This window comes from Campylobacter magnus, assembly GCF_028649595.1.
GTDB classification, from domain to species: Bacteria; Campylobacterota; Campylobacteria; order Campylobacterales; family Campylobacteraceae; genus Campylobacter; species Campylobacter magnus.
In genome coordinates this window covers 339,234-365,699 of sequence record NZ_JAQSLK010000002.1, presented here as the reverse complement: position 1 = coordinate 365,699, position 26,466 = coordinate 339,234, and the positions used below count along the sequence as shown (strand labels likewise).

At 40.4% G+C, this 26,466-nt stretch carries 21 protein-coding genes, 5 tRNA genes and 1 rRNA gene; 1 reads left to right on the top strand and 26 read right to left on the bottom strand.

What is annotated here, in order from left to right; genetic code table 11:
- From PTQ34_RS04475 to PTQ34_RS04360, 24 genes are all read right to left on the bottom strand, one after another.
- A 16S ribosomal RNA gene (locus tag PTQ34_RS04475) occupies positions 1-325 on the bottom strand; the annotation flags it as partial.
- Between the two features lie 544 nt (positions 326-869).
- Positions 870-1,736, bottom strand: a complete 867-nt coding sequence (locus PTQ34_RS04470; RefSeq protein ID WP_273932318.1) for a Ppx/GppA phosphatase family protein — start codon at positions 1,734-1,736, stop codon at positions 870-872.
- Entirely contained in the window at positions 1,733-2,827 is a 1,095-nt protein-coding gene (locus PTQ34_RS04465; protein ID WP_273932317.1) for a tRNA nucleotidyltransferase/poly(A) polymerase family protein, read from the bottom strand. The genes PTQ34_RS04470 and PTQ34_RS04465 overlap by 4 nt, the downstream gene beginning before the upstream one ends.
- A complete protein-coding gene (locus tag PTQ34_RS04460; protein WP_273932316.1) occupies positions 2,787-3,452 on the bottom strand; it encodes a CiaD-like domain-containing protein in 666 nt (221 codons plus the stop codon). The genes PTQ34_RS04465 and PTQ34_RS04460 overlap by 41 nt, the downstream gene beginning before the upstream one ends.
- Positions 3,449-3,688 (bottom strand): hypothetical protein, encoded by a 240-nt coding sequence (locus tag PTQ34_RS04455; RefSeq protein ID WP_273929732.1) that lies wholly within the window; start codon positions 3,686-3,688, stop codon positions 3,449-3,451. The genes PTQ34_RS04460 and PTQ34_RS04455 overlap by 4 nt, the downstream gene beginning before the upstream one ends.
- Positions 3,685-4,755, bottom strand: a complete 1,071-nt coding sequence (gene leuB, locus PTQ34_RS04450; protein WP_273932315.1) for a 3-isopropylmalate dehydrogenase — start codon at positions 4,753-4,755, stop codon at positions 3,685-3,687. Before leuB ends, PTQ34_RS04455 begins: the two co-directional genes overlap by 4 nt.
- 9 nt (positions 4,756-4,764) lie before the next feature.
- Positions 4,765-5,235: a 3-isopropylmalate dehydratase small subunit gene (locus PTQ34_RS04445; RefSeq protein ID WP_273932314.1), complete on the bottom strand. Its 471-nt coding sequence runs from the start codon at positions 5,233-5,235 to the stop codon at positions 4,765-4,767.
- Between the two features lie 422 nt (positions 5,236-5,657).
- Positions 5,658-6,725 (bottom strand): hypothetical protein, encoded by a 1,068-nt coding sequence (locus tag PTQ34_RS04440; protein ID WP_273932313.1) that lies wholly within the window; start codon positions 6,723-6,725, stop codon positions 5,658-5,660.
- A 478-nt stretch (positions 6,726-7,203) separates the two neighbouring features.
- Positions 7,204-11,880: a DNA-directed RNA polymerase subunit beta' gene (gene rpoC / locus PTQ34_RS04435; protein ID WP_273932312.1), complete on the bottom strand. Its 4,677-nt coding sequence runs from the start codon at positions 11,878-11,880 to the stop codon at positions 7,204-7,206.
- A complete protein-coding gene (gene rpoB, locus PTQ34_RS04430; protein ID WP_273932311.1) occupies positions 11,873-16,015 on the bottom strand; it encodes a DNA-directed RNA polymerase subunit beta in 4,143 nt (1,380 codons plus the stop codon). Before rpoB ends, rpoC begins: the two co-directional genes overlap by 8 nt.
- Positions 16,016-16,063: 48 nt before the next feature.
- The gene (locus tag PTQ34_RS04425) at positions 16,064-16,273 is read right to left on the bottom strand and encodes a TOBE domain-containing protein (RefSeq protein WP_273932309.1); all 210 of its coding nucleotides are present in this window, start codon (positions 16,271-16,273) and stop codon (positions 16,064-16,066) included.
- Positions 16,274-16,465: 192 nt separating this feature from the next.
- On the bottom strand, positions 16,466-16,843 hold the full coding sequence (gene rplL, locus PTQ34_RS04420) for a 50S ribosomal protein L7/L12 (RefSeq protein ID WP_273932307.1): 378 nt from the start codon (positions 16,841-16,843) through the stop codon (positions 16,466-16,468).
- Positions 16,844-16,869: 26 nt separating this feature from the next.
- On the bottom strand, positions 16,870-17,355 hold the full coding sequence (gene rplJ, locus PTQ34_RS04415) for a 50S ribosomal protein L10 (protein ID WP_273932306.1): 486 nt from the start codon (positions 17,353-17,355) through the stop codon (positions 16,870-16,872).
- A 100-nt stretch (positions 17,356-17,455) separates the two neighbouring features.
- Positions 17,456-18,157 carry a 50S ribosomal protein L1 gene (gene rplA, locus PTQ34_RS04410; RefSeq protein WP_273932305.1) on the bottom strand — a complete coding sequence of 234 codons (702 nt, stop codon included), beginning with the start codon at positions 18,155-18,157 and terminating at the stop codon, positions 17,456-17,458.
- A 57-nt stretch (positions 18,158-18,214) separates the two neighbouring features.
- Complete coding sequence (gene rplK / locus PTQ34_RS04405; RefSeq protein WP_273929742.1) at positions 18,215-18,640, bottom strand: 50S ribosomal protein L11; 426 nt, start codon at positions 18,638-18,640, stop codon at positions 18,215-18,217.
- 10 nt (positions 18,641-18,650) lie between these two features.
- A complete protein-coding gene (nusG, locus tag PTQ34_RS04400; RefSeq protein ID WP_273929743.1) occupies positions 18,651-19,181 on the bottom strand; it encodes a transcription termination/antitermination protein NusG in 531 nt (176 codons plus the stop codon).
- Between the two features lie 9 nt (positions 19,182-19,190).
- Entirely contained in the window at positions 19,191-19,373 is a 183-nt protein-coding gene (gene secE, locus PTQ34_RS04395) for a preprotein translocase subunit SecE (protein ID WP_273929744.1), read from the bottom strand.
- Positions 19,374-19,387: 14 nt separating this feature from the next.
- A tRNA-Trp gene (locus PTQ34_RS04390) sits at positions 19,388-19,463 on the bottom strand.
- 10 nt (positions 19,464-19,473) lie between these two features.
- A complete protein-coding gene (gene rpmG, locus PTQ34_RS04385; RefSeq protein WP_178696420.1) occupies positions 19,474-19,641 on the bottom strand; it encodes a 50S ribosomal protein L33 in 168 nt (55 codons plus the stop codon).
- A 79-nt stretch (positions 19,642-19,720) separates the two neighbouring features.
- Complete coding sequence (tuf, locus tag PTQ34_RS04380) at positions 19,721-20,920, bottom strand: elongation factor Tu (protein WP_273932304.1); 1,200 nt, start codon at positions 20,918-20,920, stop codon at positions 19,721-19,723.
- Between the two features lie 60 nt (positions 20,921-20,980).
- Positions 20,981-21,055 (bottom strand) — tRNA-Thr (locus tag PTQ34_RS04375).
- Between the two features lie 154 nt (positions 21,056-21,209).
- Positions 21,210-21,286 (bottom strand) — tRNA-Gly (locus PTQ34_RS04370).
- Positions 21,287-21,316: 30 nt separating this feature from the next.
- A tRNA-Tyr gene (locus tag PTQ34_RS04365) sits at positions 21,317-21,401 on the bottom strand.
- A 44-nt stretch (positions 21,402-21,445) separates the two neighbouring features.
- A tRNA-Thr gene (locus tag PTQ34_RS04360) sits at positions 21,446-21,521 on the bottom strand.
- Between the two features lie 168 nt (positions 21,522-21,689).
- Here PTQ34_RS04360 and PTQ34_RS04355 point away from each other — a divergent pair.
- On the top strand, positions 21,690-23,303 hold the full coding sequence (locus PTQ34_RS04355; RefSeq protein ID WP_273932303.1) for a flagellin N-terminal helical domain-containing protein: 1,614 nt from the start codon (positions 21,690-21,692) through the stop codon (positions 23,301-23,303).
- 418 nt (positions 23,304-23,721) lie between these two features.
- On the opposite strand, the gene hemC is transcribed toward PTQ34_RS04355, so the two are convergent.
- Positions 23,722-24,651, bottom strand: coding sequence for a hydroxymethylbilane synthase (gene hemC, locus PTQ34_RS04350; RefSeq protein ID WP_273932302.1), 930 nt, complete (start codon positions 24,649-24,651; stop codon positions 23,722-23,724).
- On the bottom strand, positions 24,648-26,378 hold the full coding sequence (locus PTQ34_RS04345; RefSeq protein WP_273932301.1) for a proline--tRNA ligase: 1,731 nt from the start codon (positions 26,376-26,378) through the stop codon (positions 24,648-24,650). Before PTQ34_RS04345 ends, hemC begins: the two co-directional genes overlap by 4 nt.
- Positions 26,379-26,466: the final 88 nt, after the last annotated feature.

Genomic DNA, 26,466 nt, shown 5'->3' with positions numbered 1-26,466 from the left:
GTCTCAGTTCCAGTGTGACTGATCATCCTCTCAGACCAGTTATGCGTCATAGCCTTGGTGAGCCATTACCTCACCAACTAGCTGATACAATATAGTCTCATCCTACACCGAAAAAACTTTCCCGACTTAACTTATGTTAAGAAGGAGTATGGAGTATTAGCAGTCATTTCTAACTGTTGTCCTCCAGTGTAGGGCAGATTAACTATACATTACTCACCCGTGCGCCACTAACTCATAAGAGCAAGCTCTTACTTGTCCGTTCGACTTGCATGTATTAGGCACGCCGCCAGCGTTCACTCTGAGCCAGGATCAAACTCTCCATAAAAAACCTTAAAATAAATAAGGTATGTGAAGTTTAATCTTAAAACTATTTAACTATATAAAATAGTTTGGCTCGATTAGATCACTTGTTTAGATTTCAAAGATTGACTTTGTATTCGTTTAACATAAAAAATATTAAAAAACACGCTAAAATAATGAAATAATCATATTCCAGCAAGGCTTTTCTCCAAAAGCGAGCTGAAATTATACAAGTGCTTTGCTTAAAGTTTGATTAAAATTAAAAAGTTTTTTTAAAAGTTTTTTGAAAATTTTTTAAAAGTTTTTAGGGAATTCTAAAATTGGCTAGGGAATTCTAGGTGGAATTCTAGAATTTCTAAATAAAAATCTAGAATTCCTAGAGTAAATTCTAGAAATACTAAGTAAATTCTAGAAATACTAAGTAAAAATCTAGAATTCCTAAACAAAATTCTAGAATTCCATAAGTAAAATTCTAGAAATACTAAGTAAATTCTAGAATTCCTAAATGAAAAAATACCCCCTAACCCCTAAAAAAACTAGTAGCTGCGAAGCAAAAAAACTAGGGAATTCTAGAATTGTTTAGCTTTTAGAGAGCCACTAAAAAGCGCAAAACAAATGCCCTCTCTAAGCCCATCATCTACCACCACAAAATGCGCAGATACTTTTGCTAGCAAGCATTTCATCAAAGCCGTCCCACAAAGCAAAAGATCGCTACGAGCCTTGCCTACAAGTGTGTCTTTATCATTGCTGGCTAGAATTTTAGCAGCGGCTGTGTCAAAATCTCCTAGCTCTAAGCGCATACCATTTATGAGCTTAGCATCGTAGCTCGCGTAGTTTAGACCGATTTTTAGTGCGGCTACTGTGGTTGGCACACCAGAGCTAAGCACCACCATGCTAGGCTCAAAGCCTGAAATAAACTCGCACGCACTAGCGCAAACCTCGCTGGCTGCGTCATAATCGCTGCAAAAATCATTAGCAAAGCTTACGATACCAAAATCAAAGCTTTTTAGCTCGCTTTTAAAAGAAATCTCCGTGCTAGCCCCGCCAAGGTCTATAAAAAGAGCGTTCTTGCTAGAAATTCCAAGGGCTTTTAGCCGTGAGTTTATGCCAAGTGCTACAAGCGAGGCTTCTTTTTCTCCGCTGATTATTTCAAGTTCTATGCCAAGCTCGTTTTTGATCTGCGCTAAAAAATCAGGCGCATTTTTTGCCCTTCTAAATGCTGCTGTGGCTGCGCCAAAATACTCCCCGCTTAGCTCATGCTCGCTTTTTAGCTCTTTAAGGGCTTTTAGAATTCGCTCTTTTGCCTGAGACTTTAGCCCACTCTCATCCATGCCACGAGCCGAGCCTACAATGCGCTCAAAACCCCATATAAGCTCGCCGTTTTGCTTCATTTTACACGCTCTTAGCGTGTTTGAGCCTAGATCTATTCCTATCATTTTTGCCCTTTTATTTTTGAAATTGCGGTATTTATTGCGCTTTTTTTTGCCCTTAAAATCAGTCTTTCTCGCTCTTTTGACTCTAAGCGTTTTAGCTCGTTTTCATCTAGGCTAAGTCTTAGTTTTTCGTCAAAAACTCCCATTTTTTTTGCTAGGTTTATGCGAGCTTTTGTATTTAGTCCTAGCCAGTTTTTTAGCGGTATTTTCAGTGCTAGTTCACAGAGCTTTTTAGCACTTGCTCGCTTTAAAAAAGCCTGCTTTTTTACACTCTCAAAACCAGCTAAAAGCACACCATACTCACAAAAAATATCATAAGGGATACTAAGATGATTTTTAGTAATTTTAGCATGAGAGATAGCACGCTTGATGAAATCATCGCTAAACTCTGAGCCAATTAGCTTTTTATCAAGCCCTAGCTCTCTCATTGCTAAAAGCCCTTTTTTAAGATATTTTGCGCCAAAAAGTTTATTTAGCTCCATTCGCACTCGCTCGCTACTAAGGTCGCTAATATCGATGTTTCGCATAAGCTCTAGGCTTTTTTTCTCAATTTTTAGATTAAACCTAGCTACAAACTGCGCAGCTCTTAGCACCCTAAGGCTATCATCGCAAAAAGTCTGCTTGCTAACCACCCTAAGCTGCTTAGCAAGCAAGTCAGCTCTGCCGCTATGAAAATCTAGAATTCTATTATCAAAAATATTTAACATAAGCGCATTTATGCTAAAATCACGGCGCAGCGAACCACTACGCTCATCATTACACACACGCACTTCAAAGCCCCTGTGTCCAAAGCCACTTTTGCTCTCAGTGCGAGCCAAAGCTAGATCAAAGGCTCCAAGCTTGTAGACAAAAAAGCTTTTTCCCACGCCCTTTGCCCCAAGTTCGCTCATAATGCTATCAAAAAGCTCTGGGCTAAGGTCGTAAATCTCGATATCATAATCATAGCAAGCAAGCCCAAGTAGCGCATCTCGCACACAGCCGCCTACAAAATACGCTCTTTTGGTGTGCGGCGCAAGGGCAGATTTGATTTTTTCAAACTCGACTTTTAGCTCGCTATTTTGGTAGTTTAGTAAGTCTTTCGTTTGTATTTGCAAGTAAAAATTCCAAAAAACGAATAGTAAGATCAAGGCGCAAACTTAGATTGCCCTCGCTGTTTTTTAGCCCAGCAAAAAGCACTTCTAGCCTCTCTTTTAGTGCTAAAAGATACTCTTTTTCGCTATTTGCGCTAGTATTTTGAGTACTATCAATAGAGTTTATTGCAGTAATTCCTATAGCTGCATTTGCTGCAAGCGTGGCATTTGCTGTAAGCGTGGCGTTTGCCAAAAAGTTTTTATCCTGCTCATTTGGCGTAGCATCAAGACCAGCAAACTCCATTTTTGCAATGCTATCAGGCAAATCTGCGCTAGTATCCTTTGCCCGAGCCTCACCTGCCTGGGCCTCACCAAAAACTCTAATCTCAGCTCCAAATGTATTGCTATTAGTATTTGTGATATTTAGAGTGTTTTCATTTTCTTTTTCTTTTATTACGCTAGCTACACTAGCTGCGCTAGCTGCGTTTAGCTGCGCAGCTTCATCGTTTTTTATAGCAGCGTTTAGTACTTCATTTGCAGCTCTTAGAGGCTTTGGAGCTTTGGTGGGAATTCTAGAATTCTCTAGCTCTTTAAGCTCAGCTCCCACTTCTTCAATAGCCATTTTTGCGATATCTTCGATACTGTTCATAGGCTAATCAACCACCTTTTAAACTCTTTTATTTCATTTTCATCTCTTAAGCGCAAAAACATTTCAAGTTTTTCTTTATTTGGCTCTGCCATTTCTTTTTTTAGGCGGCGCAAATGCGCTGCAGCCTTGAAATTATCAGGGTCGCTTTCAAGGATTTTTTTATATATTTCAAGGGCTTCTTCTTTTAGCCCTTGATTTTCATATATCAGTGCTTCGGTGATATTAAACTTACTCATGCTTTTTTGATATAATCGCTTATTATCGTGCCTATTTCGCTAGTGGTGCAGATTTCTTTGGCATCAAAGCTAGCTAAATCTTTGGTGCGATATCCATCTTTTAGCACGGCTTTTACAGCATTTTCTATTGCCATAGCTGCTGCTTCTTGCCCCAGTGCGTAGCGTAGCATCATAGCAGCACTTAGTATCATAGCAATTGGATTTGCTATCCCTTGCCCTGCGATATCTGGTGCTGAGCCGTGGATTGGTTCGTAGATGCCTACTTTGCTACCCACAGAAGCACTTGGTAGCAGTCCTATTGAGCCGCAAACCATACTTGCCTCGTCGCTTAAAATATCGCCAAAAAGATTTTCTGTTAAAATCACATCAAATTGCCTAGGATTGCGGATTAGCTGCATTGCGGCGTTATCTACATACATATACTCTACGCTTACATCCGGATAGCTTGGTGCCATAGCATCCACTACCTCACGCCACAACCTGCTAGTTTCTAGCACATTTGCTTTATCCACCACGCAGAGCTTACCACGCCTTTTGCCAGCTGCTACGAAAGCCACCTTTGCTATGCGCTCGATTTCAGAGCGTGAGTATACCATAGTATTGTAGGCTTTATCATTCCCCATAGCTCTTGGCTCGCCAAAGTATAGACCGCCGGTTAGCTCACGCACGATTAGCACATCTACGCCTTTGATTATCTCAGGCTTTATGGTGCTAGCATTTATAAGCTCATCAAAGATTATCGCTGGACGCAGATTAGCAAAGGCTTCTAGTTCTTTGCGTATCTTTAAAAGTCCTTTTTCAGGGCGAATGCTAGGGTCTAGATTATCCCACTTTGGCCCACCGATTGCGCCAAAAAGCACTGCGTCACTTGCCTTTGCAGCATTTAGCGTATCATCAGGTAGCGGCACGCCAAAGACATCGATCGCCGCTCCACCCATCAAAAAATACTCATAATCTAGTCCAAAGCCAAACTTAGCAGATACGCTATCAAGCACTTTTATCGCTTCATCAGCTATTTCTGGGCCTATGCCATCGCCTTTTATGACGCAAATTTTATATCTATCCATTTTATTATCCTATAAGTTTTTTTTAGCGTAGTTTATGAGTCCGCCAGCCTTTACTAGCTCTTGCATAAACTCTGGCATAGCTTCAAATTTATATTCTTCATTTTTGCTTAGATTCTTGATGCTACCATTATCTAGGCTTACTTCTAGCTTGTCGCCCTCAGCGATTTTATCAGTGTCTTTGCACTCTAAGATTAAAAGCCCAGTATTAAAGGCATTGCGGTAAAAAATTCTAGCAAAACTTTTTGCTATTACGATATCTACGCCAGCTGCTTTGATAGCTATTGGTGCGTGCTCACGGCTAGATCCACAGCCAAAGTTCTCGCCTGCTACTATGATATCACCCTTGCCTACTTTGCTGCTAAAGCTAGGATCAGCATCTTCCATAACATGCTTTGCCAAAAGTGCTGGCTCGCTGGTGTTTAGATAGCGTGCTGCGATGATTACATCAGTGTCAATATTGTCGCCAAACTTCCAAGTCATAATAAATCCTTAAATAAAAATTTGCTGATTATAGCTAAATATTTTTAAAAGTAGCTTTTTTTACATAGGTTTTTTAGGGGTGCGGGGGTGTTTTTTAGCAAATTTAGAATTCTTAAATAGAATTCCCACTTAAAGAATTCTAAAATTCCATGACATAGTAGGGAATTTTAGACGGAATTTTGAACGAGATTGCTCTCTGCTTTGCTCCCCCACAATGACGGAATTTTAGAATTCTCTGTGATGAGATCCTCGGGTCAAGCCCGAGGATGACACACTAACGGACAATGGCAGAATTTCCGCAATGACGGAATTTTGGACGGAATTTTGAACGAGATTGCTCCCTCTGCTTTGCTCCCCCACAATGACGGAATTTCCGTAATGACGGAATTTTAGAATTCTAACTAGCGGACGCGAAGCAAAAACTACGCATATACCGGCGTTTGCTTGGCTATATCAATGTGAGAGATAGCGCCTGCCTCTCCACTCTCAAAGAGAAAAACTCCACTTTTTTGTAGCACGCCAAGCGTTTGATCATCGCTATTTTTTAGCTCAAAACCACTTTGCGTAGAACCTAGAAATATAGCCCCCACGCCAGCCTCGCCAAGAGCAATTAGGCGGCTGCCCTCGCTGTCATTTAGCCACACTCTAAGCCCAGCAAAAATACTGTCATTTTCATCTATCCAGCCATTGCCATCCTCATCATAGCTAGCAAGCTCGCCAAAGCCATCGCCGGTTTTTGTGCCAAAAAGTTCGCTGCCATCGTCGATTGCGCCATTGCCATTTTTATCTAGGGCTAGAAAACCAGAGCCGCTTTTAAGCCGTGAAATCTGATCTAGCTCACCATCGCTATCAATATCAAAGCTAAAAGTGCGCTCATCTAGGCTAGGCAGTTCGCCAGAGAGGTTTATAACCAAGGGATCTACAAGGCGAAAGCTAACGAGCTGCTTAGAAATAGAGAGGTTCTGTTGCACGAAACTTTGGCTAAGATTAAAGTTTAGATCAAGATTTATTTCTTTATCTGCGGTTTTGATGATGCCCTGTGCAGCCATGCTTAGAGCGCTATTTTTTTGCGTGCTGCTCTCTAAGGTAGTAGTGGTCAGCACTTCTGCGTAAATGCCGTCTTTGGTGTAGCCCTGCTTCGTGCTAAACTCGATTTTTTCGCCGTTTAAAGTCCTTTTCATATTATCAAGGATATCCCTGAGCTTGTCATTTTCGCCGCCGCCAAGCCCTAGGCTATCACGCAGATTTTTTAGGCTTTTTATCGCTTCATCAGCAAATTTGATGATATTTTTAAACATATCTTGCTCTGAGCTAATTTTTAGCTCGCTTTGGGTGGTAGCACTTGCGCTAAATACTGCGCCTTGTCCGCTAGCAAAATGACCCTGCGAACTAGTTTCACTCGTGCTTAGCTCGGTTTTGCCAGCATTTTGTTTTAGCTCTGTGGCAGTAGAGTTTGAGTGTAGATTTAGATTATAATCCATTATTTTCATATAACAATCCTTTGTTTAGAACTGCTAGTATATCGGCAAAAGCTGTGAAATATGAAGTAAAAAATGAATTTTTATAATGAAATTTTATTAGGAATTCTAGAATTCCATAAATCTAGAATTCCTTATAGAGATCCTCGGCTCAAGCCCGAGGATAACACAAGGCAGGTCAATGACACAAGGCTTAGGAATTCTAAATTTTTGCTCGCTTTTAGGCTGGATAAGCCCAGCTTGCAAATTCTATAAGGGCTACGCCCTAAACCCTTGGGGGCCCCTAAAACCCCGCTAAAATTTAAAATTCTCCTTCGCAATGACGGAATTTTAGACGGAATTTTAGAATTCTCTGTGATGAGATCCCCCAAGGATGCTGGGGATGACATAGTAGGGAATTCTAAAATTCCCTAAAACTAGAATTCCCTAAGATAAAAAATACCCCCTAACCCCCAAAAAGCCTAGGAATTCTAGATTAAGATTTTCAAGCTTATTCGTTTATTTTTAGCTTGATTTCTTCGTCTTTATAAAGCCCAGTTCCTACTGGTATCATGCGACCTAAGATAACATTTTCTTTTAGGTCTTCTAGGTTATCACGCTTGCTAGCGATGCTTGCTTCTGTTAGCACCTTTGTAGTCTCTTGGAACGAGGCAGCTGAGATCACGCTATCAGAGCCGATAGCTGCTCTTGTTACACCTAGCAAGATTGGCTCAGCAATAGCTGGCTCGCCACCTAAGCGCAAGATTTTCTCGTTCTCATCGCGAAATTTACGGCGGCTAACCATATCGCCTACGATAAAGTGAGTATCGCCACTATCTACGATTTTTACTTGGCGCAGCATTTGCGAAATGATGATTTCAATGTGCTTATCACTGATGATAACGCCCTCTGAGCGGTAAACATCTTGAATTCCTCTAATTAAATAGCTGTGAAGTTCTTTTTCACCTAGAATTCTTAGCACATCGTGGCTAGAAATATCACCATCTGTTAGTCTCTCGCCCACATGCACAAACTCACCATCTCTAACTAGGATTTGGCGAGATTTATCAACGCTGTATTCTACGCTGGTGCCGTCGTTTGCAGTGATTACGATGCGAGTTTTGCTCTTTAGTCTAGTATCGATTTCGATCACACCATTTATCTCAGCGATATAGGCGATATCTTTTGGCTTTCTAGCTTCAAATAGCTCACTTACCTTAGGCAGACCTGCGGTGATGTCTTTTGATGTAGCGACCGCTTTTGGACGGCTAAAGATTACATCACCTTTTTTGATCTCTTGACCTTCTCTAACAGCGATTATATCGTCTTTTTCTACTGGATATTTTACTACCTTACCACCACTTGTAATAAGGATAGCCGCATTTGCTCTATAATCTCTGTCTTTATTGCCTAAAATCTGCGCTGTGCGTAGCAGGGTACTTGAAGTCATCACAAGCTTGCCCTCCTCGCTCTCAGCATCAGCTAGGATTTGAGCGTTTGCGCTTACACGAACCTTTGTAGCAGAACTGCTCTCACTAATGTCTTTGATAAGGCTATTGCGAGGATCTTTTGCTTTTAGATCTTTTGGCACGATTTCATAGTCCTCAGAGCTGATAAACTCAAAGCTAACCGTACCACTCTCAGCCGAGCGGAAGGCAGTAGAGTGCGGATCCCACTGAGCGATTACTAGTTTTTCATCACTAGCTGGGCAAGCGATGATATCACCGTCTTTTACTTTTTCATTATCAGCGATGTTTATTACACTTTGGCGTGGGATATAGTGACGAAGCGCCTCTCTATCATCTTCATCAGCAACTACCACAAATAGACCTTTTTCTTCTACTTTGTAGCCTTTTTTGATATTTTTAATACGCTCTAAATAATCGCCTTTTAGGATATAGTACTTTAGAATTCCCTCTGCGTTTGCTTTGATATTTTGTGTTACAGGATCGCCATCAGCTACTTTGATCTCACTAGCAAATGGAATACGATTTGGCACGCTCCAGTCTTCTTTTACCACTTCGACGATGCTTTCATTTTCTTTTACTTTATCGCCTTTTGCGTATGGAAGGTAGTATTTACCCTCGACCATACCGCTAACTCCTGCTAGCTCGTTTGAACCAGCTAGATTGCGCTTGCGGAAGGTATAGCGAAACTCGTCTTTTTCGCCTTTTACTATTATAGTGCGGTCTTCGTGAGAGTCTTCTATATCTATCACGCCGTCAAATGGAGCTTTTACCTTAGGCTCAACTAGCAATATAGCAGCATTACGACGGCTGATTACATAGTTGCCCTCATCTACTTCTAGGTTATAGTAGCGGATAAAGCCTTCTTTTTTAGCGATTACTTGGTAGTCTTGCTGGAAGTTTGTAGCAGCAGCACCAGAGTTAATCGTTCTTAGTGTTAGCTGCGTTCCTGGCTCGCCGATTGATTGAGCGGCGATGATACCTACAGCCTCGCCAGGGCGAACCATTTTGCCCTCACCTAGATTTATACCATAGCATTTAGCACAAACGCCTTTTGGCGCTTTACAAGTAATAGGCGTGCGGATTGAAGCTGCTTTTATGCCAGCATCGCCGATAGCACGAGCGTTTTGCTCTGTTATTAGCGTGCCTTCTGTAAATAGCACTTCATTTGTGATAGGATCGATCACATCATCGCTTAGCACACGACCAAAAATTCTATCTTCTAGGCTCTCAACTAGCTCTTCACCGACTTTTAGCTCAGTTACTTCAACACCCTCGTGAGTGCCACAATCATCCATAGTAACCTTAACATTTTGGGCTACATCGATTAGCTTACGAGTTAGATATCCGGCGTTTGCGGTTTTAAGCGCAGTATCTGTTAGACCCTTTCTAGCACCATAGGTTGAAAGAAAATACTCAATTACACTTAGACCATCACGGAAGTTTGATGTAATAGGTACATCGATGATTTGCGCACCGGCTGCTGATTTATTACCAGCTGATTTTGTTACTAGTCCTCTCATACCTGCTAGCTGTGCGATTTGTCCCACGCTACCACGAGCACCAGAGTCAGCCATCATATAAATTGAGTTAAAGCCGTTTTTATCAGCTATGATGTGCTTCATCATATCTTCTTGGACTTTTTTACCAGTATTTGCCCAAGTGTCGATTACTAGGTTTGCTCTAGTTTTATCATCTAGTAAGCCTGCGTCGTATTCTTTTTGAAGTCCAAGGACTTTTTTGCGTGCTTCATCTACAAAGGTATATTTGCTCTCAGGCACGATAATATCAGTGATAGATATAGAAATACCAGCCTTTGTAGAATAGCGGAAACCAAGATTTTTGATAGCATCAAGGAAAGATGCTGTCACGGCTAGTCCACCATTTTTGTATACATAGTTTACAAGATTTGCTATATCGCCTTTTTTAAGCACTTTGTTCCACATATTCTCAGGCACAGATTTTTCGCCCATATCAGGTAGGATTGAACGGATGATTAGCCTACCAGCTGTGGTAACTACTTGGCGTTGGTCAATGATAGTTTTTATGCGAGCATGAAGGTCTAGCAAATGCTCTTCTTCTGCTATGCGAACTTCATCTACATTTGCAAAGATTTTATTTTCACCTTTTGCATCGTCTTTTTCTAAGCTTAGATAGTAAATTCCTAGCACCATATCTTGACCCGGTATGGTTACAGCCTTTCCAGATGCTGGTAGAAGGATATTCATAGAACTTAGCATTAGCACATTACACTCAGCAATAGCCTCTTGTGATAGTGGGACATGCACAGCCATTTGGTCACCGTCAAAGTCAGCGTTAAAACCAGCACAAACTAGCGGATGCAGCTGAATAGCTTCACCTTCAATAAGCACTGGATGGAAAGCCTGAATAGACATTTTGTGAAGTGTTGGCGCACGATTTAGCAGCACAGGGTGGTCTTTTACCACTTCTTCAAGGCACTCCCAAACTTCATTTGTGCGGTCATCTATCATTTTTTTAGCTTGTTTTACTGTAGTTGCGTAGCCTTTTTCTTCAAGGCGAGCTAGCAAATGTGGCTTAAATAGCTCTAGTGCCATTTTCTTTGGCAAGCCGCACTCATCCATAGCTAGGCGAGGTCCAACTACGATAACAGAACGACCTGAGAAATCCACACGCTTACCAAGCAAGTTTTGGCGGAAGCGACCTTGCTTACCTTTGATAATCTCGCTTAGCGATTTTAGTGGGCGTTTGTTTGCACCTTTTACAGCATTTGCTCTTCTACCATTGTCAAATAGCGCATCCACTGCTTCTTGGAGCATGCGCTTTTCATTTCTTATAATAATCTCAGGCGCATCAAGCTCAAGTAGGCGTTTTAGACGAGTATTGCGGTTGATAACACGGCGATAAAGGTCATTTACATCGCTAACTGCGAACTTTCCACCATCAAGATTTACAAGTGGGCGAAGATCAGGTGGCAATACTGGTAGTATCGTAATCATCATCCACTCAGGGCGATTTCCACTATTTAAAAAGCTCTCAACTACCTTTAAACGCTTAACAAGAGATTTTTTCTTCACATCAGAGTTTGTAGCTTCTACTTCTTCTTTTAGCTCGTTTAGAATTTCTACCAAATCAAGCTCGCTTAGCATATCACGGATGACCTCTCCACCCATTCTAGCCTTAAAGCCACTTTCTTCATAGCGTGATTCTAGCGCTACATACTGCTCTTCGTTTAGTACATCGTATCTTTCTACTTTTTTTGTACCCTCAGCATCATAGCAAGCATCACCTGGATTTTCTACTATATATGCTTCGTAGTAAAGCACACGCTCTAAGTCTTTCATTTTTATACCAAGTAGCGTGCCTATGCGGCTTGGCAGTGAGTTTACATACCAGATGTGAGCTACTGGAGTTACAAGCTCTATATGTCCCATGCGTGAGCGGCGGACTTTTGAGCTAGCTACTTCTACATGGCATTTTTCACAAATCTTGCCTTTATCACGCATTTTTTTGTATTTGCCACACATACACTCATAGTCTCTAACTGGACCAAAGATTCTAGCGCAAAATAATCCATCTACTTCTGGCTTTAATGAGCGGTAGTTTATGGTTTCTGGCTTTTTTACCTCGCCAAAGCTCCAATTGCGTATAGCCTCAGGGCTAGCAAGGCCAAGCTCAAAGGCCTCAAAATCTCTTGGGCGAGCGTCTTCTTTTATTTCTATTAGTTGTAAATCTTTATTCATTTTCTTCACCTTCGCCATAAATCTTAATATCCAAAGCCAAAGACTTAAGCTCGTTTGTCAAAACAAAGAAGGTCTCTGGAATTCCTGTTTGTGGTATGTTCTCACCACGGCTGATAGCTTTATATGCACTTAGACGACCATCTACATCATCTGATTTTATCGTTAGCATTTCTCTTAGAGTATGAGCAGCACCGTATGCCTCTAGCGCCCAAACCTCCATCTCTCCAAAGCGTTGTCCACCGCTTAGTGCCTTACCACCTACTGGTTGTTGTGTTACAAGAGAGTAAGGACCAGTGCTTCTAGCATGGACTTTTTCATCTACTAGGTGATGTAGTTTTAGCATATACATACATCCTACATGCACACGCTCAGCCATTTTTGAGCCAGTGCGACCATCATAAAGCTCGGTTTTGCCATCGCTATCTATTTTTGCCATTTCAAAAAGCTTAGCAAACTCGCTAACCTTAACACCATCAAATACAGGAGTGGCAAACTTCACACCTTTGCTCCAGTCTCTTGCGTATTCTATAAGCTTTTCATCACTGATTTTTTCTAGTGTTTTTTTAGCATCCATTAGCTTTGAGACATCAGCGATTTCTATCATTTTTGCTCTTAGATTTTTAATCCAGTCTTTTTGTTTAGCATCAAAAATCTCTTGGATCTGCTCGCCTAAGCGCATACCTACAAGCCCAAGGTGGCTTTCTAGAATTTGACCTATATTCATACGGCTTGGCACGCCTAGAGGGTTTAGAACTATATCTATAGTGCGTCCGTCTTTTAGATACGGCATATCAACCTCAGGCACGATATTTGAGACGATACCTTTGTTACCATGGCGACCTGACATTTTATCGCCTACTTTTAGCTTGCGTTTTGTGGCTATATAGACCTTTACTTGTTTTACCACGCCACTTGGCAAGATATCATCTTTTTCTATGATTTCTAGTTTTGCCAAATGCTCGTCTCTTAGTTTTTTCTTTTCATCTTGGAAATATTTTTTGATTCTATCATATTCTGCTTGAACCTTTGATGAGTAGTTTTCTTTAACAAAGGCTGCGATTTTAAAGCGACCGATAGTATCTAGATCTTCTTGTTTTAGTATTCCGCCTTTTTTATATGAGCTTTTGCCGATTTTCACAGCTTTTTCAAGCGGAGTTTTTAGCAAGAAATTCTCTATAGTTAAAATCTCTTCTCTATCAAACATTAAAAGTCTATCGTGGTGTTCTTTTTCAAGCACAGATTTTTCATTTTCATAAGCTTGGATAGAACGAGCATCTCTTTCATAGCCTTTTTTAGTAAAGATTTTTACATCAATTACCACGCCTTCCATAGTAGCACCAGCATAAAGTGATTTATTTACCACATGTCCTGCTTTTTCGCCAAAAATCGCACGAAGCAAACGCTCTTCTGGAGTTGGCTTAACCTCTCCTTTTGGCGTTACTTTGCCCACCAAAATCATTCCTGGATAAATTTTAGTTCCAATTTTTACTATACCGCTTTCATCAAGGTGAGTTAGTTCATCTTCTTTGACATTTGGGATATCACGAGTGATTTCTTCTACGCCGTCTTTTAGCTCTCTTGCTTCTATTTCTTTTTCATAGATATGCACGCTAGTAAAGGCATCTTCACGGATCATTTTTTCACTAATTACCACCGCATCCTCGTAGTTATAGCCGTTCCACGGCATGAAAGCTACAAGAGCGTTTTTACCTATTGCAAGCTCGCCATTATCCATACTTGGGCCATCAGCGATGATTTGACCTGCTTGTACTTTATCACCTTTGCGGACGATAGGATGCTGTCCAAAAGCAGTATTGTTGTTTGTGCGTAGATTTTTTTCCATGCTATACTGATCGATATATGGACCAGTTTCATCTTCGCCAAGCACGAAAATATTTTTGTTATCTACTTTTTCTATAATTCCAGGGCGAGATACCTTTATACTCTCCCACGCATCTCTTGCTACTACGCTCTCCATACCAGTACCAACTATCGGTGCTGCGCTTTTAATAAGTGGCACAGCTTGGCGTTGCATGTTTGAGCCCATGAGTGTTCTTTTTGCCTCGTCATGCTCCAAGAAAGGAATAAGAGAGGCTGAAACACCCATAACCATACCATTACAAAGATCCATTAAAGTAACTTCTTCACGGCGAGAAAAAAGAATTTCTCCATTTTTGCGAGTTTCTATAAGATCATCTTTTATCATGCCATTTGCATCAAGTGCCGTAGTAGCTGGGGCTATAGAGTGACCTTCTTCTTGCGCTGCTGTTAGATAGACGATTTCATTAGTTATTTTGCCATTTTCTACTTTGCGATATGGAGCTTCTATAAAACCCATATCATTTACCTTAGAATAAGTAGAAAGAGTATTGATAAGACCGATGTTTTGACCCTCTGGAGTCTCTACTGGACAAATACGACCATAGTGAGTTGGGTGAACATCACGCACCTCAAAGCCAGCACGCTCTTTTACTAGACCGCCTTCACCTAGGGCTGAGAGACGACGTTTGTGAGTGATTTCGCTTAGTGGGTTTGTTTGATCCATGAACTGACTTAGCTCGCCACCTGTGAAAAACTCCATTATAGTAGTAGTGATCATTTTTGGATTGATTAAATCATAAGGCATAATCTCATCAAGATTTGTGCTTAGGCTAGTGAATTTATCTTTGATAGCTTTTTGCATTTTTACAAAGCCAAGATGAAGCTCATTTGCCAAAAGCTCGCCTATTGAGCGAATTCTACGGTTACCAAGGTGGTCTCTATCATCGATTACGCCATCATTGTTTTTAACACGGATTAGGTATTTTGCGGTTTTGATTAGATCCTCACGAGTTAGAACATTTACATAATCAGGCACATCAAGACCTAATTTGTGGTTCATTTTCATACGACCAACACTAGTAAGGTCATAGCGTTCAGGATTAAAGAAAAGGTCATTTACAAAAGCCTTAGCTGCTTCTTTTGTAACAGGCTCGCCAGGACGCATTACTTTATAAATGCGAATTGCAGCTAGGTCGTTTTCATCATCTACATTTTCGCTTTGGCGAAGTAGTTTTAGAGTTTCGGCATCTTGTAAAAATGAGTTTATAATAGCAGTATCCACACCAGCTGCACGGTCGTTTGCTATATCAATGCTACTCTCGCTATTTAGGATTTTTGCGATTTTATTCTCATCAAGCTGAGTTAGGGTATCATAGATCACCTCTCCGCTTTCTTTATCGTAAATAGGACTAGCAAGATAGCGGCTAAGCAGCACTTCTAGTGGATATTCTACAAACTTCAAGCCATCAGCAACTAGCTTTTCAGCTTTGGCTTTACTTAGGCGTTTACCAGCTTCTAAAACCACATTGCCTTTTTCGTCTTTTAGGTCATAATCAAGCTTGCTAGTATAGTCCTCAGGGATAAAAGGCGCAAGCACTTTATTTTTCTTTATTTTTAGGTTTATGATTGGATAGAATAATTTTACTATATCTTGTTTTTTATATCCAAGCGCACGGAAAAGCACAGTAATAGGTACTTTGCGGCGTTTGTTTATACGCACATAAAGAACATCTTTTGTATCATACTCGAAATACAGCCATGAGCCGCGATCTGGAATTATTTGAGCTGTGTAAATCATGCGGTTTGCTACGGTTGGGCTTTCTTCTTCTTTAAAAATAACACCCGGGCTTCTGTGTAATTGATTTACAACAACACGCTCAACGCCGTTTATAACAAAGCTTACACGATCAGTCATAAGTGGAATATCACGAACAAAAATTTCTTGTTCTTTTGAGTCTTTTATACCCACTTTTTCACCAGTTTTTTCATCTCTTTCGTGAACAGTAAGGCGGATTTTCATTTTTAGATTGACAGCATAAGTAAGCCCACGCTCCATACACTCGCGAACAGTATATTTAGGTGCGCTAAGCTCAGAGCCAAGGTATTCTAGGCTAAGACGATTTTGCGCATCGTGGATAGGAAATATTGATTTAAAAACCTTTTCAATACCACTTTCCATTTTATCATTATCGATATTTAAAAAGTGTTCAAAACTCTTTTTTTGAAGTTGAAGTAAATTTGGGATTTCGATTTCTTTGGCGACGCCAGAAAAATCAACCCTTAAACGATTACCAGAAAATAGGCTGTTTAGCATTATTTTTCCTTGCTAAATAGAAATATAAGCGTAAAAACGCAAGACGAATTATTCCTTTACAGGAATTACATGAATAGCTTTTACAAGCAATTTTACTTTATCACCAGGTTTAATGCCAAGATTCTCAAGCGAATCAGTAGTAAGCACAGAACTAAGTGTATCACATGCATCAAATGAACATTCTATTTGTGACATTACATCACCTTTTTTGATTTTTTTGACTGTAGCTTGGATATTGTTTCTTACTCCGTATTTCACGAATTCCCCCTCGGCGCCAAAGGACGCATTTAAAAATAGAATCTAAAGAATCAAACCTCTAAAGAAACATTAAGGATAATAAGAAAATTATTTTAATATTTTTTAGATATTCTATAAATCTAGAATTCCTACAAGGAATTCTAGATTAAAAAATTATTTTCTAGTCAAACTAGAAATATTTGTGAGCTAAAATTATTTAAGCTCTACTTTTGCACCTGCTTCTTCAAGCTCTTTTTTAGCTTTTTCAGCATCTTCTTTGCTAGCGCCCTCTTTTAGAACTGATGGAGTTTGCTCAACTGCATCTTTTGCCTCTTTTAGGCCAAGACCAGTAATAGCACGAACTACTTTAATTACGCCAATTTTGTTTGCGCCAGCGTCAGTTAGAACGACATTAAACTCAGTTTTTTCCTCAGCAGCAGCGCCAGCAGCAGCAGCGCCAGCAGCACCAGCTACTACAACTGGAGCAGCACTTACGCCGAATTTTTCCTCGAATTCTTTTACAAGCTCAGAAAGCTCAAGAACAGAAAGACCTGAAATGTACTCTAAAACATCATTTTTTGAAATTGCCATTTTTTATCCTTTTTTATTTTTTAAAATTAAGCTGTCTGCTCTTTTTTCTCTTTAAGAGCATTTAAGCCGATAACGAAATTTTGTAGTGGAGCATTCCAAACTTGCAAAAGCATAGCGATAAGCTCGTCTTTGCTTGGTAGTTTTGAAAGAGCCACAACCTTAGCAGCATCTGCAACTTCGCCGTCAATGTGAGCAGCTTTTAGCTTAAAAAACTCAGCATTTGCCTCAGCAAACTTAGCAGCTACTTTACTTACACTTAGCGCATCTCCACCCCAGATAAAGATATTTGTATCTTTTAGAGCGATACCATCTTTATTGCTGTTTTTAAGGGCAATGCTAGCTAGAGTGTTTTTAATGATTTGAACCTTTACATCAGCAGCTCTTGCAGCATCGCGCAAAGCTTCAAGCTTTTTTGTAGTAAGACCTTTAAAATCAGCAACTACAATAGCCATATCACTACTAAATTCATCTTGTAGTTGTGAAATTATTTTAGCTTTTTCTTCTCTAGTCACTTTCTTCTCCTTTCCGAAAGGCGATTTCAAGCAGGACTTTAAGGAATTCTAGAATTCCTTAAAAATTAAGTCAAAGACTCCGACTATCTCCAATCTAAGATTATTTCATATCAAGTAGCTCTTGAACATCAAGGCTAAGAGATGGGCTCATTGTAAGGCTAAGAGCCGCAGATTTGATGTAGCGTCCTTTAGCAGATGCAGGTTTTTGGCGGTTAATAGCTTTTACAAAAGTTTGTAGGTTTTCGCTTAGTTTTTCTTTGCTAAAGCTTACTTTACCTACACCAGCGTGGATATTTCCTTGTTTGTCAACACGGAAGTTAACTTGACCACTTTTAGCATTGCTAACAGCTTGAGCAACATCCATAGTTACTGTGCCAGTTTTTGGACTAGGCATCAAGCCTTTTGGTCCAAGTGTTCTAGCTACTTTACCAAGAACACCCATTAAATTTGGAGTAGCGATAAGCACATCAAAGTTAATCACACCTTTAGCTATCTCATCGATAAAATCCTCAGCACCAACAATATCAGCACCAGCTGCTTTAGCCTCATCAGCTTTAGCATCTTTTGCGACTACTGCTACACGAACCTTTTTTCCAGTTCCAGCAGGTAGCACAACAGAACCACGAACCATTTGATCAGCGTGGCGTGGGTCAACATTTAGGCTTAGAGCGATCTCTACAGTTTCATCAAACTTAGCTGATGCAAGAGTTTTTACTGTAGTAATAGCTTCATCAAGTACATAATCTTTGCTAGAATCTACTTTTTCAAGCAAAGTTTTAAATCTTTTAGTTATTTTTGACATTATATTCTCCGCAAATTTTGCTTCCACTTAGTATTTAAAGTCTGCGTGGTAATAGACTTAGTCCTCTACAGTAATTCCCATAGAGCGAGCTGAACCAGCTATAATCTTAGCAGCTTGCTCACGATCTTTAGTATTAAGATCAGCTATTTTTTTCTCAACTATCTCAAGAACTTGAGCTTTTGTAAGCTTGCCAACTTTGTTTTTAAGAGGGTTGTCAGCACCTTTTTGCACACCAGCTGCTTTTTTGATAAGGTCAGTTGCAGGTGGTTGTTTAGTAATAAATGTAAAGCTTTTATCAGCATAAACAGTGATAACAACTGGGATATTAAAGCCAGCCATATCTTTTGTGCGCTCATTAAATGCTTTACAGAATTCCATAATATTAACACCTTGTTGACCAAGAGCTGGACCAACTGGTGGGCTTGGATTTGCTTTTGTAGCAGCAATTTGAAGCTTGATTTCACCAACGACTTTTTTAGCCATTTTCTACTCCTTAGATGATCTTCTCGACTTTTGTGTATTCTATCTCAACTGGTGTATTGCGACCAAAGATTGAAACATTTAGGCGCAATTTACCTTGAAACATATTATATTCTTCAACTGTAGCGTTAAAGTTCGCAAACGGACCATCAGTAACACGCACAATCTCACCTGGCTCAAAAGAAATTTTTGGTTTAGGTGCTTCTTTTGTACTTGCTTTTTCGATGATTTGTTTTACATCTTTTTCGCTAAGTGGGCTTGGCTTTTTTGCCTCGCCGATAAATCTGCTAACCTTTGGTAAAGATTGAATCAAATGCCAAAGACTAGTATCTAGCTCAAGATTAGCAAAAACATAACCAGAATAAAGGCTACGCTCTTTAATCTTTTGCTTACCATTTTTGATCTCTATAACATCCTCAGTTGGCACAAGGATTTGTGCTAATTTCTCAGGAATTCCGTGATCAACTACTAAATTTTCAATAGCTCTTTTAACAGCCATTTCACTACCTGCATAAGTTTGAATAGCATACCATTTATGTGACATAGCGATTCCTTATGCTACAAATTTAGAAATGCTAAAACTCATTAGCAAATCTACAAGTGCTAGAAATATTGAAACTACAGCTACAACTGAAACAACAGCTATAAAAGCAGTTCGCACCTGCTCTTTTGTAGGGAAAATGACCTTAGCTAGCTCAGCACGAGCAAGTCTGAAATATCCTATCAACTTATTCATTTAAAACCTTATAATGGCAGGGCAGGAGGGATTCGAACCCCCAACCATCGGATTTGGAATCCGGCGCTCTACCGTTGGAGCTACTGCCCTAAGGGCAATATTATTTAAGCTTAGTTTCTTTATGCACCGTATGCTTTTTAAGGCGTGGGCAATATTTTTTAAGCTCAATTTTATCAGTTGTTTTTTTGCTGTTTTTAGTGGTAGTATAGTTGATATCACCACACTCAGAACATTTTAGACCTATTTTAATACGAGTATTACTTGCCATTTTTTTCTCTTTTAAAATTTTTTAAAGGCGAATTCTACAATAAGTAAAATTCGCCATAGGGAATTCTAGAATTCTAAGCTTAGCTTAGGATTTTAGAAACAACGCCTGAACCAACTGTGCGGCCACCTTCGCGAATCGCAAAGCGAGTTCCATCTTCTAGCGCAACTGGAGCGATTAGCTCAACAGTGATCTTAACATTATCACCAGGCATAACCATCTCTGTGCCAGCTGCTAGAGTGATTGAGCCAGTAACATCTGTTGTGCGCACATAGAATTGTGGGCGATAGTTGTTAAAGAATGGAGTGTGGCGTCCACCTTCGTCTTTTGTAAGAATATAAACCTCTGCTTCAAATTTTGTATGAGGAGTGATTGATTTTGGTTTACAAAGAACCATACCACGCTCAACGTCTTCTTTTTTAGTTCCGCGTAGTAGAACACCAACATTATCACCAGCCTCACCTTGATCCATTTCTTTGCGGAACATCTCAACGCCAGTTACAGTTGTTGTTTGAGTATCTCTTAGACCAACGATTTCAATAGTATCGCCTACTTTTACTACACCTTTCTCAACACGTCCTGTAACAACAGTACCACGACCTGAGATTGAGAAGATATCCTCGATAGGCATCAAGAAATCTTTATCAGTATCACGAGTTGGAGTTGGGATATAGCTATCAACAGCAGCCATAAGCTCCATAATTTTAGCTGACCATTCGCCATCTTTGCCTGCTTTTGCTTCTTCTAGTGCTTGAAGGGCTGAACCTTTTATGATTGGAGTATCATCACCAGGGAAACCATACTCGCTTAGAAGCTCTCTAATTTCCATTTCAACTAGCTCTTGAAGCTCTGGGTCATCAACCATATCGCATTTGTTCATAAATACAACGATGTATGGAACACCTACTTGGCGAGATAGTAGGATGTGCTCTCTAGTTTGTGGCATTGGGCCATCTGCTGCACTAACAACTAGGATAGCGCCGTCCATTTGAGCAGCACCAGTAATCATGTTTTTAACATAGTCGGCGTGTCCTGGGCAGTCTACGTGAGCGTAGTGGCGTGCATCAGTCTCATACTCGATATGTGAAGTTGCGATTGTAATACCGCGCTCTTTTTCTTCTGGAGCATTATCGATATTGTCATAATCTTTAAGCTCTGCTAGACCTTTGCGAGACAAAACAGCTGAGATAGCAGCAGTTAGTGTAGTCTTGCCGTGGTCAACGTGACCGATAGTACCAACATTTACATGTGGTTTGGTGCGGTTAAATTTTTCTTTTGCCATAGTATCCTCCGGGCTAAAAATTTAAATTACAAATTTACATACTAGCGAATCATCTAAAACTGGAGCTCATAGCGAGACTTGAACTCGCGACCTCTTCCTTACCAAGGAAGTGCTCTACCTCTGAGCCATATGAGCCTATGGCGAGAGAATATGCGCTAGCTAAGTAAACAACAAAAAAATCTAAACTGGAAAATCTGCGCAGACAAAAATCGCCCTCGCAAAACGAAGTAACATCAAAAAAGAAGTTACAGCTCCCAGTAAAAACTAGAATTCCTATAGAATTCAGTCTTGGAGCGGGAAACGGGACTCGAACCCGCGACCCTCAGCTTGGAAGGCTGATGCTCTAGCCAACTGAGCTAATCCCGCGTAACAGCTCGTGTAAAACACAAGAGCTAATGGTGGTGAGACGTGGATTCGAACCACGGAAGACATAGTCAGCAGATTTACAGTCTGCCCTCGTTGGCCACTTGAGTATCTCACCCTGACTATGATTGACTGGTCAAACACTGTTAAAAAAATTAAAAATGGAGCTGGTGAACGGACTTGAACCGCCGACCTACTGCTTACAAGGCAGTAGCTCTACCAACTGAGCTACACCAGCATTTTTGTTGACAGGCTGGAATTATAGTCAAAAATTTTTTTTTTGTCAAGGGTTTTTAGAAAAAAAATTGCAAAAAAGCAAAAAAATATTTTTTTTATAAAAATGCTAAATTTTTTAAAGATTTTGGCGATATAATAAGGCAGAAATTTTATATATAAAATAGGTAAAATGTCTTTTAGAATTAACACAAACATAACATCGCTATCATCTAATAATAGCACTGAGCGCACAAACAAAAAGCTAACTGCCTCACTAGAACACCTTAGCTCTGGTTTGCGCATAAACAAAGCTGCTAATGATGCTAGTGGAATGACTGTGGCTGATAGTCTGCGCTCTCAAGCAAGTAGCTTAGAGCAAAGCATAGCTAGCGGAAATGACGCAATAGGTATACTACAAACCGCTGATTATGCTATGGCTGAACAGATAGAGATAATAGATACCATAAGAGTAAAGGCTATACAGGCTGCAAATGACTTTCACACTAGAGACTCTCGCTTGGCTATACACCAAGATATCATGCGCCTTTTAGAAGAGTTTGATAATATCGCAAACACGACTACTTTTAATGGTCACAAACTACTAAATGGTAATTTTAGCAATAAAAACTTTCAAATGGGTGCTTACTCAAATGAAATTATATCTATTACGATACCTAGAGCTGATAGCAAGGCTGTGGGGCATTTGTCTTTTGCTACTAGCTCACCTCTTATGTATGAAAACACAACTGACTTTGCCAAAGCTGAGTGGACTTTCACTCTTAATCATGGAACTATAGGCAATGAAAAATTAGAGTTTAATTTTACTGGTCAAGATTTGCTCACACAAGGGTTTAAATACATCACAGATAGAGTAAATGCTGTGCATGTAGAAACTGGCATTAGAGCAAGTGCTAGGAGCGATTTGGCTACACCTGTTCCCATACTTGGATCAGGATTTTTTGGTCCAGTCGATCTTAGTATAAATGGCTATAAAATTTTAAGCAATGCTACTGTTCAAAAGGATGATGCTGATGGCATAGTGCTAAATGCTATAAACTCTCAAAGTTCTCTTACAGGTGTTACAGCCACGATAGATAATGGTTCTGGTCGCATGATGCTAAATAGCCACAACGGTTTACCTATATATATAAAAACAAATGATAATGGAGCAAAGGGAGCCTTAGGACTATCATTTACTGATCCTACTGATGCAACAAAATTCTTAAACGATGTTCTTGTTCTTGGAGAGCTTACTTTTTCTAAATACGGCTCTATACCTACCAGCTACTCCATAACACCAGCAAACACAATAGCAAAAAATCAAAAAGGCGTAGTTTCAACCGGTATCTCAGATGATGGAAAAACTAAATTTGAGGATAGCACTACTCCACATAAAGCTGCTGTAAATCTACATGATTTTCTTACAGAGCCTATGTCTGGCTCGCTAGCAAAGGCAATGGGTCATGGAGTGGTAGGAACTCAAGGTTCAAATGTTACTCAAGAACCGGGCGTTCTTACATATAATGGCTCGCAAACTTTGATAGATATAGCTGTGGTAGCACTTGGTGATCTTGATCGTATTCGCTCAAACATTGGCTCAATACAAAATCAAATCACAGCTACAATAAACAATATCTCAGTAACTCACCTAAACATAAAAGCAGCCGAGAGCCAAATAAGAGATGTAGACTTTGCTAACGAAGTAGCGCAGTTTAATAAACAAAATATTTTATCTCAAAGCGGCAGCTACGCAAGCGCACAAGCAAATCAAATCCAGCAAGCTATAATAAGATTATTACAATAAATTAAGCTAGCAAATCTAGAATTCCTAGGTTTTTTTTCTTAGGAATTCTAGATTTTATTCTAGGGAATTCTAGAATTCCTTTGTTTTTCTGGGGGTTAGGGGGTTTCTTTTTAGGAATTCTAGATTAGGAATTCTAGATTTTTGCTCGCTTTTAGACTAGATAAATCTAGCTAGCAAATTTTATAAGGGCTACGCCCTAAACCCTTGGGGACCCTAAAACCCCGCTAAAATTTAGAATTCTCTTGCTTTATCTGCGTTTTTGGGGGTTAGGGAGTATTTTTAGGGAATTCTAAATTCCCTGTCATCCCCCAGCTTGACTGGGGGATCTCTATAGGGAATTCTAAATTCTATTCTAGGGAATTCTAGAATTCCCAAAAAGACACCCCCTAACCCCCAGAAAAACTGATATAAGCAAGAGCTAAAACTCCATAGCGTTGCTCATCTGCTCGCTACGTTCTAAAAGCTCTTTTGCTCCACGAGCGATAAACTCTCTAGCTAATATCACCCCAGCCTCGCTGCCAAGCTTAGCGCAAAACTCACGCTCAGCACTCAAAATCTCGCTACCATCCACAAGCCCCAAAATGGCTTTAACTCGCACTTTATCGCCGCTAAGCACGGCTGAAATGCCAATAGGTGCCTGACAGCCGCCATTTAGCGTATCTACAAAAGCACGCTCAATACTTGTCTCGATCACGCTTTTTTCATCGTTTAAAAAGGCGATCGCTTCTTTTACAGCCGAGTTTTGGCTAGCTATTTCAATGCCAAGCGCACCCTGCCCCATAGCAGGCACGCTACCAAGCGGGCTAATGTGATTTACAAGGTTTTCTAGCCCAAGGCGAGTTATGCCAGCCTGGGCCAAAATAATCGCATCAAAAACGCCGTTTTTAAGCTTTGAAATTCTAGAATTCACATTTCCACGAAGTGAAATTACTTTAAGATCTGGTCTGCGAGCTAAAATCTGCATTCTACGGCGCAGGCTCGTAGTGCCAACCCTAGCACCAAGTCTTAAGCCCTCTAAGCTAGTATAATTCATACTAAGCAAACAATCATCGGTATTTTCACGACTACACACGCAAGCAAGCTCAAGTCCTGCTTCAAAGCGTGTTGGCACATCTTTTAAGCTATGCACAGCAACATCAGCGCGTCCTTCTAACAAAGTATTTTCTAGTTCTTTGGTAAATAGCCCTTTGCCGCCGATTTTAGCTAGTGGGGTGTCTAGTATAACATCGCCTTTGGTACTCATTTTGATAATCTCGCACTCGTGCCCAGCGGCCTCTAAACGCTTTTTTATATGCTCACTTTGCCACATAGCAAGAGCTGATTTTCTACTTGCGATACGAATTTTCATCTTTCATCCTTTAAAAGCTCTAAAAGCTTGTTCTTAACTAGCTCTGCACTGATTTTTTCTTTGATTAGCCCTTTTCTTGTGATTAGCTCCACTTCGCCGCTATTTGCGTAGTCTTTGCCGATAACCACGCCAAAAGGCACGCCAATAAGCTCGAAATCAGCGATTTTCTCACCATACCTTGCCCCTGCTCTATCATCAAGTAGTACTTCAATGCCCTGTGTCTCAAGCTCGCTCTCCAAGCTAAGAGCAAATTCCAAAGCAGCGCAGTTTTTGATATCAGGCACGATGATATGGACGCTAAATGGAGCGCATTTTTTATCCCAGATTATGCCACGCTCGTCATTACTAGCCTCTACCATGACAGCAATAAGCCGTGAGATACCTATGCCATAGCAGCCCATGATAAAGGGCTGAGTCTTGCCGTTTTCATCCAAATAAGTCGCATTCATCGCCTCGCTATATCTAGTGCCAAGCATGAAAATATGACCTACTTCAATGCCCTTTTTCATCACTAGTGGCTCGCCATTTAAGTCCAAATCGCCCTCTTTTACCGCCACTAGATCAGCCCACCTACTATCATTAAAGCCAGTCATTTTAAAGCCGATTATGTGATAGTCTTTTTCATTTGCGCCGATTATCATCTGCTCTTCATCCCTTAGCTCATTATCAATGTAGAACTCCACTGCATTAGGCAGTCCCTTTGGCCCACAAAAGCCAGCTACTAGATGGGCAGCTGCTATTTCAGCCTCGCTAGCATCCATTAGCTCCAAGGCCTTACTAGCATTTTGCGCTTTTGCCTCTTGAAGCTCATCATCCCCGCGCACGAAAAATACCACGATTTTTTCGCTAACTCCGCCTTTGCCATCATCAAAAAGCCCTTTTTTTATCACAGCTTTTACAAGGTAAAATGGATCTACATGAAAAAACTTTGCTAACTGCTCAATGCTAGTGATATTTGGCGTATGAAACTTGCTTGTAGCGTTTGCCTCTGGGCGCTCGCTGCTGCTTGTGCGAGGCTTGCGGATGGCTGCTTCTACATTTGCTGCGTAGCTGCTACTTAGCAAGATATCATCTTCGCCATTTGGCGCTAGCACCATAAACTCTTTTGAGCCAGAGCCGCCTATTGCGCCACTATCTGCGCTAACTGCTCTAAAATCAAGCCCCAGCCTAGTAAAAATACGCTCATAAGTAGCGTGCATATTCTCAAACTCTCTGCGCAAATCATCTTCGCTACTATGAAAGCTATAAGCATCTTTCATCACAAACTCACGCCCTCTCATAAGCCCAAAGCGAGGACGCGCCTCATCACGGAATTTTAGATTTATTTGATATAGATTTAGCGGGAGTTGCTTGTAGCTAGTAATTCGCCCACGCACCATATTTACCACGCTTTCTTCATTTGTTGGGCTTAGGACAAACTCGCCATTTTTGCGGTCATTAAGGCGCAAAAGCTCTTTGCCAAATTTATTCCAACGCCCACTTTCACGCCAAAACTCGCTAGGCGTCATGTAGCTAAAACGCACTTCATTTGCGCCGGCTTTATTCATCTCTTCTCTTACAACTGCGCTGATTTTTTCAAGCATTTTAAGACCCAGTGGCAAAAAGTCATAAAGCCCAGTGCCAAGCTGGCTGATAAAGCCTGCCCTTATTAAAAGCGCATGGCTAGGCAAAACCGCATCTTTTGGGGCGTCTTTTAGAGTTGGTATAAACATTTTAGAAAATTTCATATTTTATCCTTATTTGTACTTTTGCTATGGCACACCCCAGCAGAAAGCACCATAAAATTAAAATCTAGAATTCCTAGGCAAAATTCTA

Coding starts and splice junctions, on each gene's coding strand:
- PTQ34_RS04470 (WP_273932318.1), bottom strand. CDS start 1,736: ATGATAGGAATAGATCTAGGCTCAAACACGCTAAGAGCGTGTAAAATG.
- PTQ34_RS04460 (WP_273932316.1), bottom strand. CDS start 3,452: ATGAACAGTATCGAAGATATCGCAAAAATGGCTATTGAAGAAGTGGGA.
- PTQ34_RS04455 (WP_273929732.1), bottom strand. CDS start 3,688: ATGAGTAAGTTTAATATCACCGAAGCACTGATATATGAAAATCAAGGG.
- leuB (WP_273932315.1), bottom strand. CDS start 4,755: ATGGATAGATATAAAATTTGCGTCATAAAAGGCGATGGCATAGGCCCA.
- PTQ34_RS04445 (WP_273932314.1), bottom strand. CDS start 5,235: ATGACTTGGAAGTTTGGCGACAATATTGACACTGATGTAATCATCGCA.
- PTQ34_RS04440 (WP_273932313.1), bottom strand. CDS start 6,725: ATGAAAATAATGGATTATAATCTAAATCTACACTCAAACTCTACTGCC.
- rpoC (WP_273932312.1), bottom strand. CDS start 11,880: ATGAATAAAGATTTACAACTAATAGAAATAAAAGAAGACGCTCGCCCA.
- rpoB (WP_273932311.1), bottom strand. CDS start 16,015: ATGCTAAACAGCCTATTTTCTGGTAATCGTTTAAGGGTTGATTTTTCT.
- rplL (WP_273932307.1), bottom strand. CDS start 16,843: ATGGCAATTTCAAAAAATGATGTTTTAGAGTACATTTCAGGTCTTTCT.
- rplA (WP_273932305.1), bottom strand. CDS start 18,157: ATGTCAAAAATAACTAAAAGATTTAAAACTTTGCTTGAAAAAGTAGAT.
- rplK (WP_273929742.1), bottom strand. CDS start 18,640: ATGGCTAAAAAAGTCGTTGGTGAAATCAAGCTTCAAATTGCTGCTACA.
- nusG (WP_273929743.1), bottom strand. CDS start 19,181: ATGTCACATAAATGGTATGCTATTCAAACTTATGCAGGTAGTGAAATG.
- secE (WP_273929744.1), bottom strand. CDS start 19,373: ATGAATAAGTTGATAGGATATTTCAGACTTGCTCGTGCTGAGCTAGCT.
- rpmG (WP_178696420.1), bottom strand. CDS start 19,641: ATGGCAAGTAATACTCGTATTAAAATAGGTCTAAAATGTTCTGAGTGT.
- tuf (WP_273932304.1), bottom strand. CDS start 20,920: ATGGCAAAAGAAAAATTTAACCGCACCAAACCACATGTAAATGTTGGT.
- PTQ34_RS04355 (WP_273932303.1), top strand. CDS start 21,690: ATGTCTTTTAGAATTAACACAAACATAACATCGCTATCATCTAATAAT.
- hemC (WP_273932302.1), bottom strand. CDS start 24,651: ATGAAAATTCGTATCGCAAGTAGAAAATCAGCTCTTGCTATGTGGCAA.
- PTQ34_RS04345 (WP_273932301.1), bottom strand. CDS start 26,378: ATGAAATTTTCTAAAATGTTTATACCAACTCTAAAAGACGCCCCAAAA.